Origin of the sequence: Thermoanaerobacterium thermosaccharolyticum DSM 571 (assembly GCF_000145615.1) — a bacterium.
In the GTDB taxonomy this organism is placed as follows: domain Bacteria; phylum Bacillota; class Thermoanaerobacteria; order Thermoanaerobacterales; family Thermoanaerobacteraceae; genus Thermoanaerobacterium; species Thermoanaerobacterium thermosaccharolyticum.
Window position 1 is genome coordinate 330883 of record NC_014410.1, and the last position, 20063, is coordinate 350945.

Annotated in this window: 18 protein-coding genes and 1 tRNA gene; 10 read left to right on the forward strand and 9 right to left on the reverse strand. The window is 34.6% G+C overall.

Going from position 1 to position 20063, the window contains the following annotated elements; all coding sequences use genetic code 11:
- Window positions 1–121 precede the first annotated feature (121 nt).
- The gene (nifJ, locus tag TTHE_RS01680; RefSeq protein WP_013296884.1) at window positions 122–3640 is read left to right on the forward strand and encodes a pyruvate:ferredoxin (flavodoxin) oxidoreductase; all 3519 of its coding nucleotides are present in this window, start codon (window positions 122–124) and stop codon (window positions 3638–3640) included.
- A gap of 33 nt (window positions 3641–3673) precedes the next feature.
- Here the strand turns inward: nifJ and TTHE_RS13885 are convergent, their stop codons facing one another.
- Window positions 3674–3835, reverse strand: a complete 162-nt coding sequence (locus tag TTHE_RS13885) for a CDIF630_02480 family spore surface protein (RefSeq protein ID WP_013296885.1) — start codon at window positions 3833–3835, stop codon at window positions 3674–3676.
- A 71-nt stretch (window positions 3836–3906) separates the two neighbouring features.
- On the opposite strand from TTHE_RS13885, the gene TTHE_RS01685 reads away from it, so the two are divergent.
- Both TTHE_RS01685 and menA read left to right on the forward strand, forming a co-directional pair.
- Window positions 3907–4305, forward strand: a complete 399-nt coding sequence (locus TTHE_RS01685) for a DUF1284 domain-containing protein (RefSeq protein ID WP_013296886.1) — start codon at window positions 3907–3909, stop codon at window positions 4303–4305.
- 78 nt (window positions 4306–4383) lie between these two features.
- Window positions 4384–5328, forward strand: a complete 945-nt coding sequence (gene menA / locus TTHE_RS01690) for a 1,4-dihydroxy-2-naphthoate polyprenyltransferase (protein ID WP_013296887.1) — start codon at window positions 4384–4386, stop codon at window positions 5326–5328.
- On the opposite strand, the gene TTHE_RS01695 is transcribed toward menA, so the two are convergent.
- From TTHE_RS01695 to TTHE_RS01715, 5 genes are all read right to left on the reverse strand, one after another.
- Window positions 5317–6246 (reverse strand): hypothetical protein, encoded by a 930-nt coding sequence (locus TTHE_RS01695; protein WP_013296888.1) that lies wholly within the window; start codon window positions 6244–6246, stop codon window positions 5317–5319. The two genes, menA and TTHE_RS01695, sit on opposite strands and share 12 nt — an antisense overlap.
- Window positions 6247–6365: 119 nt before the next feature.
- A complete protein-coding gene (locus TTHE_RS01700; protein ID WP_013296889.1) occupies window positions 6366–7220 on the reverse strand; it encodes an ABC transporter permease in 855 nt (284 codons plus the stop codon).
- A complete protein-coding gene (locus tag TTHE_RS01705) occupies window positions 7214–8119 on the reverse strand; it encodes an ABC transporter ATP-binding protein (RefSeq protein WP_013296890.1) in 906 nt (301 codons plus the stop codon). The genes TTHE_RS01700 and TTHE_RS01705 overlap by 7 nt, the downstream gene beginning before the upstream one ends.
- A 4-nt stretch (window positions 8120–8123) precedes the next feature.
- Window positions 8124–9266 (reverse strand): DUF2275 domain-containing protein, encoded by a 1143-nt coding sequence (locus tag TTHE_RS01710; protein WP_013296891.1) that lies wholly within the window; start codon window positions 9264–9266, stop codon window positions 8124–8126.
- Window positions 9267–9269: 3 nt separating this feature from the next.
- On the reverse strand, window positions 9270–9764 hold the full coding sequence (locus TTHE_RS01715; RefSeq protein ID WP_049774944.1) for an RNA polymerase sigma factor SigX: 495 nt from the start codon (window positions 9762–9764) through the stop codon (window positions 9270–9272).
- 719 nt (window positions 9765–10483) lie between these two features.
- On the opposite strand from TTHE_RS01715, the gene TTHE_RS01725 reads away from it, so the two are divergent.
- Window positions 10484–11212, forward strand: a complete 729-nt coding sequence (locus tag TTHE_RS01725; protein WP_013296894.1) for a hypothetical protein — start codon at window positions 10484–10486, stop codon at window positions 11210–11212.
- Window positions 11213–11350: 138 nt separating this feature from the next.
- Here the strand turns inward: TTHE_RS01725 and TTHE_RS01730 are convergent, their stop codons facing one another.
- The 3 genes from TTHE_RS01730 to TTHE_RS01740 form a co-directional block, all read right to left on the reverse strand.
- Window positions 11351–12715, reverse strand: coding sequence for a PFL family protein (locus TTHE_RS01730; RefSeq protein WP_013296895.1), 1365 nt, complete (start codon window positions 12713–12715; stop codon window positions 11351–11353).
- A 34-nt stretch (window positions 12716–12749) separates the two neighbouring features.
- A complete protein-coding gene (locus TTHE_RS01735) occupies window positions 12750–13028 on the reverse strand; it encodes an ACT domain-containing protein (RefSeq protein ID WP_013296896.1) in 279 nt (92 codons plus the stop codon).
- 122 nt (window positions 13029–13150) lie between these two features.
- Window positions 13151–13471, reverse strand: a complete 321-nt coding sequence (locus tag TTHE_RS01740; protein WP_013296897.1) for a hypothetical protein — start codon at window positions 13469–13471, stop codon at window positions 13151–13153.
- Window positions 13472–13645: 174 nt separating this feature from the next.
- On the opposite strand from TTHE_RS01740, the gene TTHE_RS01745 reads away from it, so the two are divergent.
- From TTHE_RS01745 to spoIIE, 6 genes are all read left to right on the forward strand, one after another.
- Window positions 13646–14275: a methyltransferase domain-containing protein gene (locus TTHE_RS01745; RefSeq protein ID WP_013296898.1), complete on the forward strand. Its 630-nt coding sequence runs from the start codon at window positions 13646–13648 to the stop codon at window positions 14273–14275.
- Between the two features lie 172 nt (window positions 14276–14447).
- Window positions 14448–15815, forward strand: a complete 1368-nt coding sequence (locus tag TTHE_RS01750) for a radical SAM/SPASM domain-containing protein (RefSeq protein ID WP_231292705.1) — start codon at window positions 14448–14450, stop codon at window positions 15813–15815.
- 134 nt (window positions 15816–15949) lie between these two features.
- Window positions 15950–17047, forward strand: coding sequence for an RNA-guided endonuclease InsQ/TnpB family protein (locus TTHE_RS01755; protein ID WP_013296900.1), 1098 nt, complete (start codon window positions 15950–15952; stop codon window positions 17045–17047).
- A gap of 175 nt (window positions 17048–17222) precedes the next feature.
- The gene (locus tag TTHE_RS01760; RefSeq protein ID WP_196793647.1) at window positions 17223–17360 is read left to right on the forward strand and encodes a hypothetical protein; all 138 of its coding nucleotides are present in this window, start codon (window positions 17223–17225) and stop codon (window positions 17358–17360) included.
- A 58-nt stretch (window positions 17361–17418) separates the two neighbouring features.
- A tRNA-Glu gene (locus TTHE_RS01765) sits at window positions 17419–17493 on the forward strand.
- Window positions 17494–17653: 160 nt separating this feature from the next.
- A complete protein-coding gene (gene spoIIE, locus TTHE_RS01770; protein ID WP_013296901.1) occupies window positions 17654–20005 on the forward strand; it encodes a stage II sporulation protein E in 2352 nt (783 codons plus the stop codon).
- Window positions 20006–20063 lie beyond the last annotated feature (58 nt).

Genomic DNA, 20063 nt, shown 5'->3' on the forward strand with positions numbered 1-20063 from the left:
ACAAAGTGTATGTGGCTATAAAAGCAAACCAGAGTAATGTGTATGATAATCATTTTTTATGAAATACTAATTTTAGCAAAATTCAATATTGTTTTATTTGAAAGAGGAGGGTTAAATATTTATGACTGTCGAAATGAAATCTATGGATGGAAATACTGCCGCAGCGTACGCTTCATACGCTTTTACAGAGGTTGCCGCCATATATCCGATTACTCCGTCATCGCCTATGGCAGAAAGTGTTGACGAATGGGCTGCACATGGCAAAAAAAATATCTTTGGTGATACGGTTAAAGTGGTAGAGATGCAATCAGAAGCAGGTGCTGCAGGAGCAGTGCACGGATCACTGCAAGGAGGCGCTTTGACGACTACATACACGGCATCACAGGGCCTTCTCCTTATGATACCTAATATGTACAAAATTGCAGGTGAGCTTTTGCCTGGTGTTTTTCACGTAAGTGCCCGTGCAGTTGCCGCACATGCACTATCAATTTTTGGAGACCATCAGGATGTAATGGCATGCAGGCAGACAGGTTTTGCTCTTCTTGCATCAAACAGTGTTCAAGAAGTCATGGATTTGGGATGTATTGCACATCTTTCTGCAATCAAGTCGCGAGTACCGTTTTTGCATTTCTTTGACGGTTTTAGGACATCACATGAGATAAAAAAGATTGAAGTAATTGATTATGAGGATTTAAAAAAGCTTGTAGATTACAATGCCATAAATGAATTTAGAAATAGAGCGCTAAATTCCGAACATCCTGTGGTAAGGGGGACTGCTCAGAATCCTGATATATACTTTCAAGGTAGAGAAGCATCAAATAAGTTTTATGAAAAGGTACCAGATGTGGTTGCTTTATATATGGAGAAAATAAAGGAGCTGACAGGTAGAGAGTATCATTTGTTTGACTACTACGGTGCAAAAGATGCTGAATATGTAATAGTTGCAATGGGTTCTGTATGTGAAACGATTGAAGAGACGATAGATTATCTTTTGGGATTAGGTGAAAAAGTTGGACTAATTAAAGTACGCCTATATAGGCCTTTTTCAGAGAAATATTTCATGAAAGTTATTCCACATACAGTGAAAAGAATTGCAGTATTGGACAGGACAAAAGAACCTGGTTCTATAGGTGAGCCTCTTTATCTTGATGTAATAAAGGCGTTTTTTGATAAACAAGATAAGCCTTTGATTGTAGGTGGCAGATATGGATTAGGCTCAAAGGATACGACGCCATCACAAATTATAGCAGTATATGAGAACCTTAAAAAATACAATCCAATAAATAGATTTACAATAGGCATAAAAGATGATGTGACGATGACATCACTGGATGTTGGTGAACCGATTGAGACAGTACCACAGGGTACTATTAGCTGTAAATTTTTTGGACTTGGGTCTGATGGAACTGTTGGTGCAAATAAGTCTGCCATAAAGATAATCGGTGATAATACAAATTTATATGTGCAGGGATATTTTCAGTATGACAGCAAGAAATCAGGAGGTACGACCATATCTCATTTGAGATTTGGACAAAAACCTATAAAGTCCAGCTATCTCGTTTATCACGCTGATTATATAGCCTGTCACAACAAGTCATTTATATACAATTATGATATTTTAAAAGGATTAAAAAATGGTGGAACTTTTGTCTTAAACTGTCCGTGGAGTGAAGCAGAACTTGATGAAAAGCTTCCTGCATCCATGAAGAGGTATATTGCCAAAAACAACATTAATTTTTACACGATTGATGCTATATCGATTGCTAGAGAAGTAGGTCTTGGCGGCAGAATAAACATGATAATGCAGACAGCATTTTTCAGGCTTATTAATATAATTCCATTTGAAAATGCCATAAAATACTTGAAAGAATCTATACAAAAGACATACGGCAAAAAGGGGCAGAATATAGTTGACATGAATATTAAGGCAGTTGACAGAAGCTTAGAATCATTGAAAAAAGTAAATGTTCCTGCTTCATGGGTAAATGCCGTAGAAGATGAGGATTTTGCCAAAGATGAACCTGAATTTTTGACAAAGATACAAAGACCCATGGCTAAAAATGAAGGTGATGATTTGCCTGTAAGTGTTTTTTCCGGCATGGAAGATGGAACATTCCCATTAGGCACTACTGCATACGAGAAGCGTGGTATAGCTGTAATGATACCTCAATGGCAAATAGAAAAATGCATACAGTGCAATCAATGTTCATTTGTATGTCCACACGCTGTAATAAGGCCATTTTTGCTAAACGATGAAGAGGCGAAAAATGCACCACCTACTTTTGAGACTAAAAAAGCGGTAGGAAGGGGGCTTGAAGCGTTTCAATACCGCATACAGGTAAGCCCACTTGACTGTACAGGATGCGGCAACTGTGCAGATGTATGCCCGGCACCTGGAAAAGCACTTGTAATGATGCCGGCGGAAGGGGAAATAGAGAGTCAGGCTGATAATTGGGAATATGCAGTTAAAATCAAGCCAAAAGACAACATTATGGAAAAGACGACTTTGAAAGGCAGCCAGTTTTCTAAGCCTCTCTTTGAATTTAACGGAGCATGCCCAGGATGCGGCGAGACGCCGTACATTAAGCTACTGACACAATTATTTGGAGATAGAATGATAATAGCAAATGCTACAGGATGTTCTTCAATATACGGTGCAAGTGCACCATCGGTGCCGTACACTACCAATAATTTAGGTAAAGGCCCTGCATGGGCAAACTCGTTGTTTGAAGATAATGCAGAATATGGATATGGAATATATCTTGCAAATAAAAAGATAAGGCAAAGGCTTGAAGATTTAATCGGCCAAGCGTTAAATACTCAGATTCCTGACGAATTAAAGGATGCATTTGTAGAATGGCTAAATAACAAAGAAGATGGAGAAGCATCACAAATTGCATCCAGCAAAATCATAAATATAATTAGTCGCGAAAATTTAAAGGCGAATAAAATTGTGCAGGATATTTACAGATTGAAAGACTACCTCGTCAAAAAATCCCACTGGATAATAGGAGGCGATGGCTGGGCGTATGATATAGGGTTTGGAGGATTAGACCATGTTTTGGCATCAGGGGAAGATGTAAATGTGCTTGTGCTAGATACCGAAGTTTACTCCAATACCGGCGGTCAGTCGTCAAAATCTACGCCTACGGCGGCTATTGCCAAATTCGCAGCATCAGGGAAAAAAGTAAGGAAGAAGGATTTAGGTTTAATGGCTATGAGCTATGGATACGTCTATGTGGCTCAGATTGCGTTAGGTGCAAACATGAACCACACAGTAAGGGCAATTGCAGAAGCTGAGAAGTACAAAGGACCTTCTCTTATAATTGCGTATTCTCCGTGCATAAATCACGGTATAAAGTCAGGGATGGGTACAAGTATTAAAGAGGAGAGGAAGGCTGTTGAAGCAGGATACTGGCATCTTTATAGGTACAATCCAGAGCTTAAAGCTGAAGGCAAAAATCCATTCATATTAGATTCTAAAGAACCGACAGCGTCTTACATAGACTTCTTAAAAGGAGAAATAAGGTATTCATCATTGGAGACGCTTTTCCCGGATAAAGCACAAAAGCTGTTTGATGAGTCTTCAAAAAACGCGAAAGAACGTTATGAAATGTACAAAGCACTTTCAGAACTTTAAAAAGTATGGCCTCCAATCAACGAGGCCATACTTTTACTTTTCGTTTTCATCTACCCATTCTTTAGCATTTATGACTTCTATTTCATTTGGAATTGGGACTTTTGCCTTACTTGCATTTTCTTTAATATTTGCCCATGGAGCAGTTTCATGCTTTTCAATAGGTTCTTTATAGTATTTCTTGCTTTTCCTTATCATAATATCACTCCTCAAGATGTAGTATAATCATTGTGTACTGTTTTATTATACAAATTTAAGGGGGTTTTTACATGATTTTAAGAGGACATCATCTTTTGTGCATGCTAGGTTTTAAAGGGTTAGGATATGACAGTGATTTTATTAAAAATATGGATACAATTATAAAAAAGCTTAAAGACGATGATGATGTGTTGATAAAGCTTGTGGATAATGTGGATAACATTTGTGAAAAATGTCCTAATAATATCACTGGTGTATGCGAAAATGAGCATCATGAAGATAGCATTAAGGAGATGGACGACACTGTACTCAATATCCTCCAAATAAAACCCGAAACGTATATGAAATACAATGATATCTTGGACAAAATAAAACTATTAATGACAGAAGAGGCTATGGATGATATATGCTGTAATTGTGCTTGGAAAGGATATGGTTATTGCGTAGATGGGTTGAAGAATTTGAGATAATTAGAGATTTCGATATTTTATTAATTATGATTTGATGCTAAAATAAAATTAAGAAAAGAAGGAGGAATATGTAACAATATGAATGTAAAGAGCTTTTTAAAATTGGTAGAGATACAGACTAAGGCTGCCAGTGTTACGCCATTTGCACTTGGAACTGTCTATGCTTTATTTGCTTTCCATGACTTCAAGCCTGTTAATTTTTTGCTTATGTTATTATCGTTGCTTTCGTTTGATATGGCAACTACCGCAATTAATAATTATATGGATTATAAGAAAGCAAATAAGACACATGGATACAATTATGAAAAGCATAATGCCATAGTCAGAGATAATTTATCTGAATCATCTGTAGTTGCTACAATAATAGTTTTGCTTCTTATAGCATCTACAGCCGGATTTATATTGTTTTTACGCACAAATGTACTAGTACTTCTAATAGGTATGGCGTCTTTCGCAGTTGGGATTTTGTATTCATTTGGACCAATACCTATATCTAGGATGCCGCTGGGAGAGATTTTTTCAGGGTTTTTTATGGGATTTGTAATTGTATTTTTATCTGTTTTTATTCATGTATACGACAAAAACATAGCTTATGTTACATACAGCAGTGGGATTTTCAATGTATGGTTTGATGTGCTTGTTGTACTAAAGATTTTCTTTATATCACTGCCAGCGGTTATGGGAATTGCAAATATCATGCTAGCGAACAATATATGCGACATTGAGGACGACTTAGAAAACAGGCGTTACACATTGCCAATATATATTGGAAAAGAAAAAGCCCTAAAATTGTTTAAGGCTTTATACTATATTTCATACATTGACATTGTGGTTCTTGTGATTTTGAAGGTACTGCCTTTATTGGCACTTATTGTATTGTTGACGTTTGTGCCTATAAATAAAAACATAAAAGAGTTTTACAAAGTCCAGACAAAAAAAGATACATTCCCATTGTCTGTTAAAAACTTTTTGATGATGAATGTTGCAGAGATAATTACAATAGGGCTGGGATTACTGCATTGATTCTGCTATTTTTAATAATTGCTCTTCTGAAATGCCTGCTGCTTCCATTTGGTATATAATATCATCTTCTATCCAGACTATTTGGAGATATTTCACGCTTTTTTCTTTGTCTTTATTTAAAGCATTTGCATCTTTTAAATAGTACGACACTATAATACCTTTATTTTTATTAATTGTGGTGTAATCCAGTTTTTCTCTTTTTGCTGATTCTGGTATGTCTAATAAATTTTTTAGATCTATTGTACCCGCGATTTGGCTTTTTAAATAATACGGTAAAAAAGGCAAACTTGATACAGCGTATTTAACTTTGTTTTTATCAACTCCAGCTGGAACGTCTATTTTTGGAATTTTTCTAATTTCAAAGCTAAAATTTATTGAACCCGGAAAATTATATTCATTACTATTATCCATGTGAATATATACTATTTTATAAAAATCTATTCTGAAGTTTTTACCTTTTAAGTTTTCTGGGAATACATTATTGTTTTTATATGATTTTATAAGTTTATTAATAGTATCTATATTTAAATTAAATTCGATTATTTGATTTCCATAAATATTACTTTCTATCTTATTAAGAACGCTCAGAATGTTATTTACCTGTGGCAGTTTGAAATTATAATTTACGTCAGATTTGAGCTTGTATAAATCGCTTAGTTTATATTCATATTTTTTTTCTTTATCATCTTTATTTACCCTTAAATACCCTAATTGTTTGAGATCAATATATTTATTTCCATCTTCAGACAATTGCAACATTATTTTATTAAAATAGTCAGGTGATATGTAATCAGTCCGGTAATCATATGTCCTTAAATTGTTTAAAAAATTTCCCGTATTTGGGAATATGGACAACAATGCTATAACAACAGCAAATCCTATTCCTATCAATATAGTTCTATGTTTTTTAAATATCATAAATTAATTTCCTTTCTATGTATTTATGGTATTAAAATGAGGCAGATAAGAAATATCCTATTATTTTTTATCTGCCAGCACTATTAAAGAACTTCATAAAAGATGTAATCAGGTGACTATTACAAATCTCTTTTTTCAAATTTCCTTACTCCGTAATACAGCAAAAAACAGATATAGAAGGCGATGTACACAAACATAATAGGACTTGGCTGTGAGGTACCGCCAAAGGGTCCTTGTGCAAGAAAGCTTAAGCCTGTATTTTGAGTAAGAAGTTCTGCATTCATCTTTCTAAATATCACATCTGTAGGTAAAATTAAGCTTGTGATAATACCAACGTTTGAAAGACCTTGACTTGTTGCATCTGTGAAAAATGATCCCATTTGTTCGAGAATGCCACCTATCATTGCAATACCGTATGTCATGACAGCTAAAACACCTGTATTTACAGTTGACATTATTGAACTTGAGGCGATTACTAATGATAAAAGGACTACTGGACCAAGATCAAAAAAGAATAATGCACGGAAGACGTTTCCTAATCCTAAGTATACTTTCGTGCCAAAAGCGATATTAAGCCCTATTACTGAAAGAAACAACAATGTGCTGTATACAGTGATGATTATGCCAAGCCCTATAAATTTGCCAAGTACGTATTCATACCTCTTAAGAGGTTTATACAGTAAAGCGTATATAGAGCCACTTTCAACATCGCCTGATACGGCACCTACAGATGTAAGTACTATCAAAAATGCGATTATAAAATTTGAAAAGTAAAGCCCTGCGGAGAGAAGCTGTGATTCAAGTAAGATTTTGCCGATGTCTGGTACATTGCCTATAAAGGAACTGCTGCTATGAAAAGCTAAACTCAATCCATAGCCATAAATAAAAAGATATCCTACTGTAAGCATTGCAATTAGGAGGAATGCACGCTTTTTGATCATCTCTTTAATGGTGTATTTAGTTATTGTCAGCATACATCCTCATCCTTTCCAACTATATTTATAAATAGATCTTCCAATGAACTTGTTTTTGAGTCCAATTGATACAGTTTTGCGCCGGAATCTACCACAATTTTTGCGATCTCTGGAATACTGTCTTTATCTTTTACTTTAAATGTAAGTTTGCCATCTTTTAATACAATGTCATATGCTAACTTAGAAATCTTTTCGATTAATTCGCTATTATAATCTGATATAACCATTTCCACATAAGTGTTTTTACTTAATAGGTTTTTAAGCTTTCCTTCAGCTATTACATGCCCGTGGTTTATAATTGCGACTTCATCGCAGATCATTTCGACTTCACTTAATAAGTGGCTGTTTAAAAATACTGTCTTGCCATCGTCTTTTAGTCTTTTTATTATCTCTCTAACATCTATTCTGCCAACAGGATCAAGGGCTGATGTGGGTTCATCTAAAAAGATTACTTTTGGATCATTTAAAAGTGCTATTGCAAGCCCTATCCTTTGTTGCATACCTTTGCTGTAATTTTTTATTTTTTTATTTTCATGTCCTTTAAGCTTAACCAGATCAAGAAGTTCTTCAATTTTTTTATCTGGGTTTTTCATCTTGTATAATTCTGCATGAAATTTCATCAATTCTTTTCCTGTCATCCAGTCGTAATACTTGAAGTTTTCAGGAAGAAATCCAATTTTTCTTTTTGATTCTATAGTGCCGATGGGAAAGCCATTAATCCAAGCAAAACCACAGGTGGGGTATAAAAGCCCCACCATAGTTTTTACAAATGTGCTTTTTCCGGCACCGTTTGGGCCGAGAAATCCAAAAACCATACCACTGTCGATTGAGATGTTTACATCTTTAAATCCGCCTTTACCATCAAACTGTTTTGTGAGATTCTGAGTCTCAAGTATCATTTCATCACCTCATTGATTCTGCTATTTTTATAAGCTCGTCTGGTGAAATATTGTTTCCGCTGAATAAATATATTACACCATTATCATTTATTGCAAGATTTGAATATACTTCTAAAATATCAGAACCTTGGAATTTTTTTGATATTACAATTCCTTTACTGCCGTTTATAGTAACGTCTTTTATATCATCTGTATCTGACACAGGAAATGGTATTGTGGTTTTCCAGTCTTTTATGCTGGCTATTTGATTTCGAATGTCGTCTGGAATGAATGGCATATTTATGACAGCATCTCTTACTTTTTCAATATCGACACCATCTGGTACGATTATCTCAGGGGCTTTCATTATATCAAGTCCGTAGCTTATATTTTTTGGAGAATCTGATTCATTTTTATCTGTAGAAGATATATGCACGCTATTGCCTAAAATTATTTTAAATGTCTTTTCATTTAAGTTTTCTGGCAGCAGCTTATTTCCTCCAAATGTCTTTATGAGGTTGTTTATCTTATCTACATTTAATTTAAATTCAACAGTTTGACCTTTTTCCACATAAATGCTGTCTCTTAATTTGAAGTTGTCCACATCTTGAGGAATTTTAAAATTGTAGCCAACATATGACTTTATTTTATCCAAGTTGTTTTTGCTGAATTCTTTGGATGAACCATAGTCACCAATTACTTTAATATCACCGTACTGCTTTAGGTCGATTTCTTTATTTCCCGCTTGATAGAATTTATTTTTTATATCTTGTAAATCATCAGGTGTTATTGTTACAGCTTTAAAATTATTAAGTCTAAACAAGCTTAAAATCTCGGCTTCTGCTTTTTGCACAGGAGGCAATGCCACAGATGCGATGATTACAGCTATCGCAGCGGCTGCTGCTATATATTTTTTGTATTTTTTAAACATATGAAATACACCTCTTTCTTCTTTTTTAACCTTTTTATTTAGATTTTCCCACGCTTCATTGAGATCAATAGAACTCGTCTTTAAGGCTTTATCTAAAAAGCTATTTAAATTTTTAAGCTCATTAAGTTTGACTGAACACTTTTCGCATGTATCAAGATGCTTTTTTATCTGTTCTTTTAGTGATTCATCTATTTCACCGTCTAAGTATGATTGCAGCGTCCCTTCATCGAAGCACATATACTACACCTCCTTTTCATAAAGCTCTTTAAATTTCTTATGGGCTCTTGCTACTGTTGTTCCAACAGATGATTTTTTTATTCCAAGTGATATAGAAATTTCTTCATAATTGTAACCTGAGTGTTTCAGCACGAGACAAAGCATATCGCGTCTATCCATTTTAGACAAGACTTTTCTAACTTTGTCTATCTCTATTTTTTCAATTGCTATGTCCTCAGGTGATATCAAATCGTCATTAAACTGAGATACTTTTAATTCCCTTGACTTAAGGTTCTTTTCTGAGCGGATGAAGTTTAGTGCTTGATTAATAGCCACTTTCGACAACCAGCCTCCTATATTTTCATCGCTGTGGGGAGGGTTTTTAATTAACTTGATAAAAACTTCCTGTGCAATGTCTTGTGCATTGTCATCATCATTTATGATAAGAGCTATTTGTCGATAGATCTTAGAGTAGTATTTTTCAAAGATATCTTTGAATGAATCAAGTATTTTGAACACCTCCCACATGAGACTTACACTATATAAACACATCAGAGGTTAATTTTGTGACATAAAAAATTAGTACTTTTGGGCAGTTGACAAATTTATGTAATAGTCTATTATAGTTATTAAGAGAATTACCGGTAAGCTCTCGGGCATCAAAAGTAAAGTCAAACAATGCATTAAAGATTTAAGAAAACCTTCAAAATACAATTATTATAATACTTGCAATTTGATTTTCAAAATGTTTTTTTGCGCAATAAGTATAAAGCTTTATAGTCTAAATGCGCATAAGCAATGACGCAAGTATTCCAGACACAGCCGTTGTACAGTATATACAGATCGACAGTACTGGTGTTGGAAGTTGGTCAGGACAGCATAAGTACATTTATTCACCACAGACACGAGTTCGATATGAAACTTATCCAGGATTGGATTATGTTCTAAATATTCCCGAAAATACTTTATCTGTAAAACAACAATGGGGTATTTCAACTGGAATAGAACATCTTTTTACTCCAACCGCAAAATGGACTCCGAATATTTATTTCGCGTATAAATATATTATTCAATAACGGTGTAGGTATTTACGCTAATGTGCCGATATATAAAATGCGGTGTAAATCGCACTAAAAATATAAAAAATCAAATAAAAACAAAAATATATTTGTGTAAGATGAGGATATATTGTTTAAATAATATGGTTTATTCCTTTAAAAAATATGGAGGTGAACGTTTTGAGGGTAGAAGCTTATAATACGTATGCGTCAATAATTTATCAAGGCAATAAAGTTAACAAAAGAATGCCTAACTTTACGCCACAAGACAATTTATATGCAGAGAGCCTAAACGACGAATCTAAACAGCTTAAAAATGTATATTACGATGTGAGTGAATTTAATCCTTTGAATTTTTTAGGTACAGCATATATAAGTTCAAAAGCTATTGAATCAGTACAAGTTCAAGAAAATTCTATTAACTTAACACCCGGAACCACAGTAAGCCTTGGTGAATATTCTGGGCAGGATGTTGTACTGCATGTTGGTGATAGTTCTATTAGCATGTTTTGGGGTTCAAATCCGATAGGCACTGATTATAGCAAAAGAATCACGGATTATATAAATCAGATGATAAATTATGCTGTTGATAAATACGGATTCCCTGACATGTCAAAATTAACGAAAGAACAAGTCGCTCAACTTTGGAAAGTTGAAAAGAATCAACAAAATGTTATATATAAATTAGGGGGACCAGAAGAATATGATTATTTAACCAAAATAGGCGGTGCAGTAGACTGCTTAATACGTGTAGCGAATGGCCAAATGCCAATAGCTTCGTTAAGTCATGACGTGTATGAAAAAATCAAAACAGGTTTGGATAAAATGGGGATAGATACTTCAAGACCATTTTATGTTAATGGACAGAAATTTGTATTTTCAGATGACGGAGTTTTGAGATATGCTTAACATATACTTTGTAGGAAAAGCCTGACGGATGCCGTTGGGCTTTTTTTATCACTACAAACACTATCCCCTACCCAAACATATAATGTATTGTACTTCTATTTGTAATATGTTCTTTTTAAATTTGCCTATATTATATCATTAATTGTTTAAACTATGAAGCGGTGCAGGGATTCTTCCGCCTCTTTCTATGAAATCTTTTGGCGAGAAGCTGTTTACTTTCATAACAGGCGCATGGCCTAAAAGTCCGCCAAATTCTACGTAGTCACCTTCTTTTTTGCCGGGAGCTGGAATGATTCTTACAGCAGTCGTCTTTTTGTTTATCATTCCTATTGCCATTTCGTCGGCTATTATGGCTGATATGGTCTCGTAAGGAGTATCACCAGGAATTGCTATCATGTCAAGGCCTACAGAGCATACGCACGTCATGGCTTCAAGTTTTTCTAGTGATAAGGCACCTGCTTCAACAGCTTCTATCATTCCGGCATCTTCGCTTACAGGTATGAATGCACCGCTTAAACCTCCAACGTATGATGATGCCATGACACCGCCTTTTTTTACAGCGTCGTTTAAAAGGGCTAGTGCCGCTGTAGTTCCATGTGAACCGCATTTTGAAAGTCCCATAGATTCTAATATGTTTGCTATACTATCACCTATTTCAGGTGTCGGTGCTAGAGACAAATCAAGTATACCAAATGATGTGCCTAATTTTTTTGCTGCAAGGCGTCCTATCAATTCACCGGCTCGAGTAATCTTAAATGACGTCTTTTTTATAGTCTCAGATATTTGGCCAAAATCGGCATCTTTCGGAAGCTTTGAAAGTGCTGCTAATACTACACCTGGTCCGCTTACACCTACGTTTATGACACATTCACCTTCGCCGACGCCATGAAAAGCGCCTGCCATGAATGGGTTATCTTCTGGTGCGTTGCAAAACACTACAAGTTTTGCAGCACCTATACCGTCATTTTCTTTTGTAAGCTCTGCTGTATCCTTTATTATTTTCCCCATCAAAGCTACTGCATCCATGTTTATGCCTGCTTTAGTCGTTGCTACATTTACAGATGAGCAAACTCTTTCTGTCTCACTAAGTACCTGCGGAATTGAATTTATAAGGTTTAGGTCGCCATCTGTAAATCCTTTATGTACTAAAGCTGAGTATCCGCCGATAAAGTTTACTCCCACGTTCTTTGCTGCTTTATCAAGAGATGATGCTATCAATATAAAGTCTTCTTTCTTAATATTATCCGCCACGATGGCGATAGGCGTTACAGATATACGCTTATTGACAATCGGTATTCCGAATTCAGATTCTAATTCCTCTGCTACTTTTACTAGATTTTCAGCCTTTTTCGTAATTTTATCATAAATCTTTTTAGATATTACATTTGCATTTTCACCTGAACAATCTCTGAGATTGATTCCCATGGTTATGGTCCTGATGTCAAGTTTTTCCGATTGAACCATTCTAATAGTTTCTTCTATTTCTTCAAAAGCAAACCCCATTTTTAATCATTCCTTTCAGCTAAAACAATTAAGTTTATAATCTGTGCATAGCTCTAAATATGTCTTCTTTCTGAATGTCGATTTTAACTCCCAGTCTTTCGCCTAAATTTTTAAGATCTTCTTTTAAGTTGTTAAAGCCATTTATAGAATTTTTAATATCAACTATCATGATCATTGTAAAAATATCTTTTAAAATAGTTTGGCTGATGTCTAAGATATTGATGTTGCTTTCTGCTAATAATTTGGATACATTATAAATTATTCCTACTCTGTCTACGCCGATAACGGATATTATGGCTTTTTGTTCATCCATAAAAAACACTCCCTCCACGTTTGTACATAGTATACTATATGATAAAATTGCATGCAATACATAGATGATAATAAAATCTCAAAGGAAATTAGGTGGGTAATGGAGCACTTACCCACCTTTGATTAGTTCTGGATTATGTTTGTAGCACCACACTGCTCCATTGCTTCTCTTATTTTTGATAATTCTTTCTTAGGTGCTTCAACTGTTATTAATATTCCTGAATCAACATCATCGAGGTAAAAATCAGTATAGGGTCTTCTTTCGCCGAAACCTTCTCTTTCAGACTTTATATCAACAACGTTGTCAACCATAAAGTCCATATCTTGTACAGATTTTTTCATATCTGTTATTATCATATCATTTCTGTCAAAGCCCATTTTTTTCAATGTATCAACTAATGCTCCTGCCATATCTTGTGTAGGTAAAACTGCGGTTATTTTCATAAAAACACCTCCAAATTCTAATATTCCACATAATCAATTTATTATAAAGAGATTAGTTAAATATGTTAAAAGAGTTTTTATATTTACTTTGATAATCTTATGTGGTATACTATTTTTAAAGTACCACCCCCTATATAGGGGATATGTAAAGCTGTTATAAAGGGCGGTGAAATAGTGGACGCAAAGGAAAACATCATAAATAGATATGAAAAATTAGCGGAGGAAGAAGATAATTTAAGCTGTGGTGGCAAGAATATCGTGCTGGCCGAATTAAAAGAAGGTGAGAATGTCCTTGATCTAGGGTGCGGAAGAGGCAATGATATTCTCAATGCTGCAAAGACTATAGGCGAAAAAGGCATTGCCGTGGGACTAGATCTTACTAAGAGAATGATTGAAAAAGCGGAAAAAAACAGAGAAAAGTTGAACATAAAAAATGTTGAATTTATTGTAGGCGACGTAGAAAATATACCGCTTCAAGACGGAAAATTTGACGTTGTCATAAGCGATTGTGTTATAAATCATGCAAAAGACAAGGAGAAGGTTTATAGGGAAATATACAGGGTGTTAAAAGACGGTGGAAGGTTTGTTGTTTCTGATGTAGTGTCGATTGACAGACTTCCTGAGGAAATCGTAAATGACCCTGATGCGTGGGCAGACTGTTTCGGCGGTGCGATACTGGAGGAAGATTATATTAAAGCTATAAAGAATGCCGGTTTTAAAGATGTCCAATATCTGAAAAGGCGAGAATACAAGAAAAATGGATATCTTGTTGCTAGCATAACTATTAAGGGATTTAAGAGATGACAATCCATTAAAAGGAGGTGATTTAGGTGAAAGCTGTAACAAATAAGAATGCTAATTGCTGCACAACACAGAATAGCAGTGTTGCACAATGCTGCTCAAAGTCATCAAAGCTGGTTGTAGGCTGCCATGACTAAAAAAAATGCGGTAGTTTACCTACCGCATAAATTAAGGAGTGATTTTATTGTACTTTAGTAAGTATAACATGATTCTACCTTTTAGTGAAGAGAAAAATAGTTATATTATTTTAAATTTGCTATCAGGCAGTTCTGATATCGCTTCAGAAGATGAAATCAATAAATTGTATGATATAAAGTCAGGCGGAGATATTGATGACATTGACTTTTTAGACTACGTGATTGACAGAGGATATGTATATGAAGATAAAGAGTATGAGGATTTAAGGTTAAACGAAGCATATGAAGAATTTAAGGAAATAATGGAAGAGTCACCAACACAGATATTGCTGGTACCCACATATGGATGTAATTTTTCTTGTATCTATTGTTATGAAAGAGGTATACCAACAAAGAAAGATTTAATAACGAGAGAGGCTGTAGATGCCTTTTTTGATGATATAAATGAAAGGTTAAAAGGTGAGAAAGTAAAGCCGTACATCACTCTTTTTGGCGGTGAACCATTTATAGATACAGACGTTCAAAAGGAGATAATAGATTATATTGTAGAAAAAAGCAAAGAGTACGGCTATGAGATAGCTGCAGTTACAAATGGATACAACTTATTGGAATATATAGATATTCTTAAGAAAGCGAATGTAAAAGAAATACAGGTAACTCTTGATGGACCGAAAGATGTTCATAACAAAAGAAGAAGATTATTAGGTGGAGGAGACAGTTTCGAAAAAATTTTAAGGGGGATTGACAGCCTTATTGAAAATGGCATGCCTGTAAACTTAAGGGTTGTTGTCGACAAAGATAATTACGCTTATTTGCCAGAATTGGCAGAAATTCTTGACAATAAGGGATACCTTGATTTAGATGGTGATAAATTTAAGACACAGATAGGCAGAAATTATGAACTGTTTGAATGTTCCTTAAACCACCAAAGCCTTATGACGCAAGTAGAACAGTGGGCAACATTTGTAGAGTTGTCTAAGAAATATCCCATACTCAAAAAATTTCATAAGCCTGATTTTAAAGGCATGAGAAATGTTCTTGTTTCAGGTACTATGTATTCACCTACATTTGATACATGTCCAGCAGGTAAAAAGGAATGGCTTTATGACTTGTATGGCGATATATATGGTTGTACTGCAAGCTGCGGTAGAAAAGATTATCGATTAGGCACTTTTTATCCTGAGAGAAAGATTTTTAAAGATAAACTTGCACCGTGGCAAAAGAGAAATGTTTTAAATATTCCTAAGTGTAAGGAGTGCCCAGTAAGCTTAGTTTGCGGCGGCGGATGCGGCGTTGTAGCTAATGAGAGAAACGGCAGTGTATTATCTCCTGATTGTAGAGATATAAAAAAATTATATGAATTAGGTGTCGAATATTACAAAAATGATGCTTTGATTCAAGAGTAAAAAATTTTAACAAAAGGCTTGAAAGAAGTCTCCCATCCTCTATAGGTGGGAGATGAATTTCTATTGTATGTTCTAGAATAATATGTCATAATAGGTGTTGGAAATTTTATCATAGAAAGCCAAGGTGAGAAAAGATGATGATATGTCAGCATTTTCTCATAGAACCAACAAAAGAACAAGAAGAAAAACTCTTTTATACATTATATCTTTGCCGCAAATTATATAATTACACACTAGACCAAAGAATAAAACATTATAAAGAATATGGCAAAGGACTTACATACGAAGAACAGCAAAATATGCTTCCAAAATACAAAAAAGAGCATCCAGAATATAAAGCAGTACAATCGCAGATATTGCAGGATGTATTGAGAAGATTAGATAGAGCATATAAAAACTTCTTTGACAAAAGAGCAAAATATCCTAAATTCAAAGATAAATATCACTATACATCGATAACACTTCCACAATCCGAAGCAAAAAGAAACTTTGGCAAAGAAGGATATGTATATATAAAAAATATAGGACATATAAAAATAAAAGCACACAGAAATTTTGATCCGACAAAAGTCAAAACAATAAACATAAAATACCATGCAGGAAAGTGGTATATTAACCTGTCAATTGAAGTAGAAGAAGAAAAAGAAAAAACAGTCATAAGAGAAAAAGCAATAGGAATAGACAAAGGAATAAACTCAATAGCTGCAACATCAGATGGAGAATTATACTCAAATCCTAGATGGCTACAAAAATCAGAGAAGAAACTAAAAAAAGCACAGAGACAATTATCAAGAAAAAAGAAAGGAAGCAAAAACAGAGAAAAGCAAAAGAAAAGATTAGCGAAGCTTCATGAAAAAGTAGCAAATCAGAGAAGAGACTATCTCCACAAAATAAGCTATAACATAGTAAAACATAATGACATTATATGCGTTGAAGATTTGCAAGTAAAAAATATGATGAAAAATCATAAACTTGCAAAATCAATAGCAAATGCAGGATGGGGAATGTTAGACAAATATCTACAGTATAAAGCGGAGAGAGAAGGAAAAATATTCATAAAAGTAAATCCAGCATATACATCGCAAAGATGCTCAGGATGTGGAAGAATAGTAGAAAAAGACTTATCAGTAAGAGTACACAAATGTGAGTGTGGATTAGAGATAGACAGAGATGTAAATGCAGCGATAAATGTGTTGTATGAAGGATTAAGACAATTAGGCATAACAGCCTAAGAGTAATATTTTTGTAGGGAAGGTTCCTCCCGAAGTTACGCCTATGGAGATTGTGTAAGACCTGCTGTGAATAACAGCAGGCAATGGTCTATGAAGTAGGAAGCTCCATCCTCTATAGGATGGAGTAGGTTCACTAACAGAGCTTAATGAATCTGGCAAAGAAAGAGTTGCTGAAATGCACAGTCAAAGAGGAAGCCATCATGAATCAAATATAGATATTTATGATGTAGTAAGTTACCTAAATACTGCATATAATATTAAAGGAGAAGTGTATAATGCGGAATATATAGACATATTTTACGGCAAAAAATAATCGGCAAAAATTGTTTGTTGACAAATCTACAAAATATGATAAAATATGATTTGTCTTAGGCCCCGTGGTCAAGTGGTTAAGACATCGCCCTTTCACGGCGGTAACATGGGTTCGAATCCCGTCGGGGTCACCAAATATGAATATTATAAATTTTAAAAGCTACAATGTTTGTAGCTTTTTTTATTTTATTTAAATAAATTGTCGTTAAAAAATTTGTACAGCCACCATTAATTTACAAATTTTACCTGTAATTAGATGGTATAATCATTAAAAAAATAACGGTGGTGGTAAAAATGCAAAGCACTGAGATACTTCCTTATTCGAGAATTGGCAGGAAGGAAAACAATGAGAAAATTCAAAAAGACAACATAAAGTTTGCAATCAATTCTATAATATTTGCATTAATAGGGTTCGTAATCGGCAGAGCGCAGATTATGGATAACCTGCTGCCATTTGGAGTGGCCTATTTTGCGGCATTGATAATGTTCAGAAGGAAGTACTTCATATCAGGAATTGGGATTTACCTTGGCACATTGACACTTTCGGGCGTAAATAGTACAAAATATCTCTTTGTATTTATTCTAATACTGCTTTTTGAGTCTTTATTTAAAGTAAAAAGTAAAAATATCTTTAAAGTGTCTTTAATAACATTTTTGTGCTTGCTTACAGTAGATATTATTTACAGCAAAGCCTATGGATTTCTTCTATTTGACATAATGACCGCTATCTACGAATCTATAATAGCTATGCTTATGATATTTATATTTAATCAAGCAATATCACTTTTAAGTAGCTCAAATAGAAAAGTCATTTCAAATGAAGAGCTAATCTCGTTATGTATACTACTAGGCATTTTAATTTTAGGACTTAACAATATAAAAGTATGGAGATTTACATTAAATAGCACGGTTGGAATACTAATTATATTGATGAGCTCGTACATTGGAGGGGTTGGAACAGGAGCAAGCGTCGGAACTACAATAGGCCTCATTGGCAGCCTTTCACTTATTAATACTCCTACATCTGTTGGATTATATGGATTTGCTGGTCTTTTGTCTGGAAGTATGAAAAAGCTAAGCAGGATTGGTATTGTGCTGGGCTTTTTAGTGGCTGCTGCTATAATGACATTTTATGTTAATGCGTATTCAAATATGCTGATAAATCCGTATGATTTGGCACTATCATCGGCGTTATTTCTGGCTGTACCAAAAAATCATTTGGACAAGCTCTTGTTTATTGTAAAAGGCAATAAAGATTTAAGCCAGCGCAATTACAATGTAAAGTTGAAAGAAGTCGTAACAGACAAATTGAAAGAGTACTCTGAAGTTTTTGATGAGCTTGGAAAGAGCTTTAAGAAAGCTAATGAAAAGATTCTCGACCATAAAGATATATCGTACCTTTTTGAAGAGATAGCAAATAAGACTTGTACGGATTGTGCAATGTATAAAACGTGTTGGGACAAAGATTTTTATTTTACATACAAGAGCATGTTTGACTTGGTGGAAAATTTAGAAGGAGTTGGCAACATTGAAAACAATAAACTTTACAAAAGGTGTATAAGGTTCCCTGAACTTCTTAATTGCACTAAACACAACTTGCAGCTTTATAAGATCAACATGCAATGGAGGGAAAGGCTTAAAGATGCTAAGAACATCGTTTCAAATCAGTTAAAAGGCATTTCTGCCGTCATATCCAACATGGCGGATGACATAAGCATGAATATAACGTTTAAGGATGAGCTTGAACAATATCTTATGGTAGAACTAGATAAAAGGGGCATTTCAGTCGATGATGTCATTGTATATGATTCTGGTGATGGAAATGTCGTCATAAAGATATATAAAAAGGCATGCTATGCTGCAAAAGAGTGCGAGAGAAAGGTTATTCCGGCTGTTTCTGAGATAATGGGTGAAAAATACGAGAGGAAAAACACGCTGTGTTCAATAAATAATAAAGGCAGATGTGGACTTACACTTACTAAAGCGGAAAGCTATCAGGTGTCAACAGGGATTAGCAAGGTCAGCAAAAGTGCAAATAAGATTTCAGGTGATACATACTCATTTATGGAATTAGAAGGCGGGAAATACATGGCGGCATTAAGCGATGGAATGGGTTTTGGATACAGAGCGGCATCTGAAAGCAGTACGACAATATCACTTCTAGAAAGATTTATTGAAGCAGGTTTTGATAAAGGTCTTGTTGTTCAAACACTTAATTCCATACTTGCTTTGCGATCTGCAGAAGAAATGTTTTCCACAGTTGACATCTCATTTATTGATTTGTTTACAGGCGATGCAGAGTTTATAAAAATTGGAGCATCAGCTACTTTCATAAAGAGTGGAAGGGATATAGATGTGATAGAGTCAAGCTCACTACCAATTGGAATTCTAGAAGATGTTGACGCGGATATTCATGACAGAAAGTTAAAAGACGGCGATTTTGTGATTCTGGCTACAGATGGTGTGCTTGACTGTTTTGGTGATGACAAGGAAAACAATATGTCGAGGTTTTTGAAAGATTTGGACATGAGAAATCCTCAAGATATGGCAGAGGTTATAATGAAGAAATGTTTAGATCTGTGTGGAAATGCGCCGAAAGATGATATGACGGTGTTAGTTATCAAAATTTGGAAGAGGCATGTTTAGCACTGAATAATCCTTCCATAAGATGGCAACAATAATAAAAAATCTTATGGAGGGATTT

What these genes read in the sequence shown, in the direction of transcription:
- TTHE_RS01755 (WP_013296900.1), top strand. Translation starts at nt 15,950, where the DNA reads ATGATGATATGTCAGCATTTTCTCATAGAACCAACAAAAGAACAAGAA.
- TTHE_RS01740 (WP_013296897.1), bottom strand. Translation starts at nt 13,471, where the DNA reads ATGAAAATAACCGCAGTTTTACCTACACAAGATATGGCAGGAGCATTA.
- TTHE_RS01685 (WP_013296886.1), top strand. Translation starts at nt 3,907, where the DNA reads ATGATTTTAAGAGGACATCATCTTTTGTGCATGCTAGGTTTTAAAGGG.
- TTHE_RS01760 (WP_196793647.1), top strand. Translation starts at nt 17,223, where the DNA reads ATGCACAGTCAAAGAGGAAGCCATCATGAATCAAATATAGATATTTAT.
- TTHE_RS01705 (WP_013296890.1), bottom strand. Translation starts at nt 8,119, where the DNA reads ATGATACTTGAGACTCAGAATCTCACAAAACAGTTTGATGGTAAAGGC.
- menA (WP_013296887.1), top strand. Translation starts at nt 4,384, where the DNA reads ATGAATGTAAAGAGCTTTTTAAAATTGGTAGAGATACAGACTAAGGCT.
- TTHE_RS01730 (WP_013296895.1), bottom strand. Translation starts at nt 12,715, where the DNA reads ATGGGGTTTGCTTTTGAAGAAATAGAAGAAACTATTAGAATGGTTCAA.
- TTHE_RS01735 (WP_013296896.1), bottom strand. Translation starts at nt 13,028, where the DNA reads ATGGATGAACAAAAAGCCATAATATCCGTTATCGGCGTAGACAGAGTA.
- TTHE_RS01700 (WP_013296889.1), bottom strand. Translation starts at nt 7,220, where the DNA reads ATGCTGACAATAACTAAATACACCATTAAAGAGATGATCAAAAAGCGT.
- TTHE_RS01695 (WP_013296888.1), bottom strand. Translation starts at nt 6,246, where the DNA reads ATGATATTTAAAAAACATAGAACTATATTGATAGGAATAGGATTTGCT.
- TTHE_RS01710 (WP_013296891.1), bottom strand. Translation starts at nt 9,266, where the DNA reads ATGTGCTTCGATGAAGGGACGCTGCAATCATACTTAGACGGTGAAATA.
- nifJ (WP_013296884.1), top strand. Translation starts at nt 122, where the DNA reads ATGACTGTCGAAATGAAATCTATGGATGGAAATACTGCCGCAGCGTAC.
- spoIIE (WP_013296901.1), top strand. Translation starts at nt 17,654, where the DNA reads ATGCAAAGCACTGAGATACTTCCTTATTCGAGAATTGGCAGGAAGGAA.
- TTHE_RS13885 (WP_013296885.1), bottom strand. Translation starts at nt 3,835, where the DNA reads ATGATAAGGAAAAGCAAGAAATACTATAAAGAACCTATTGAAAAGCAT.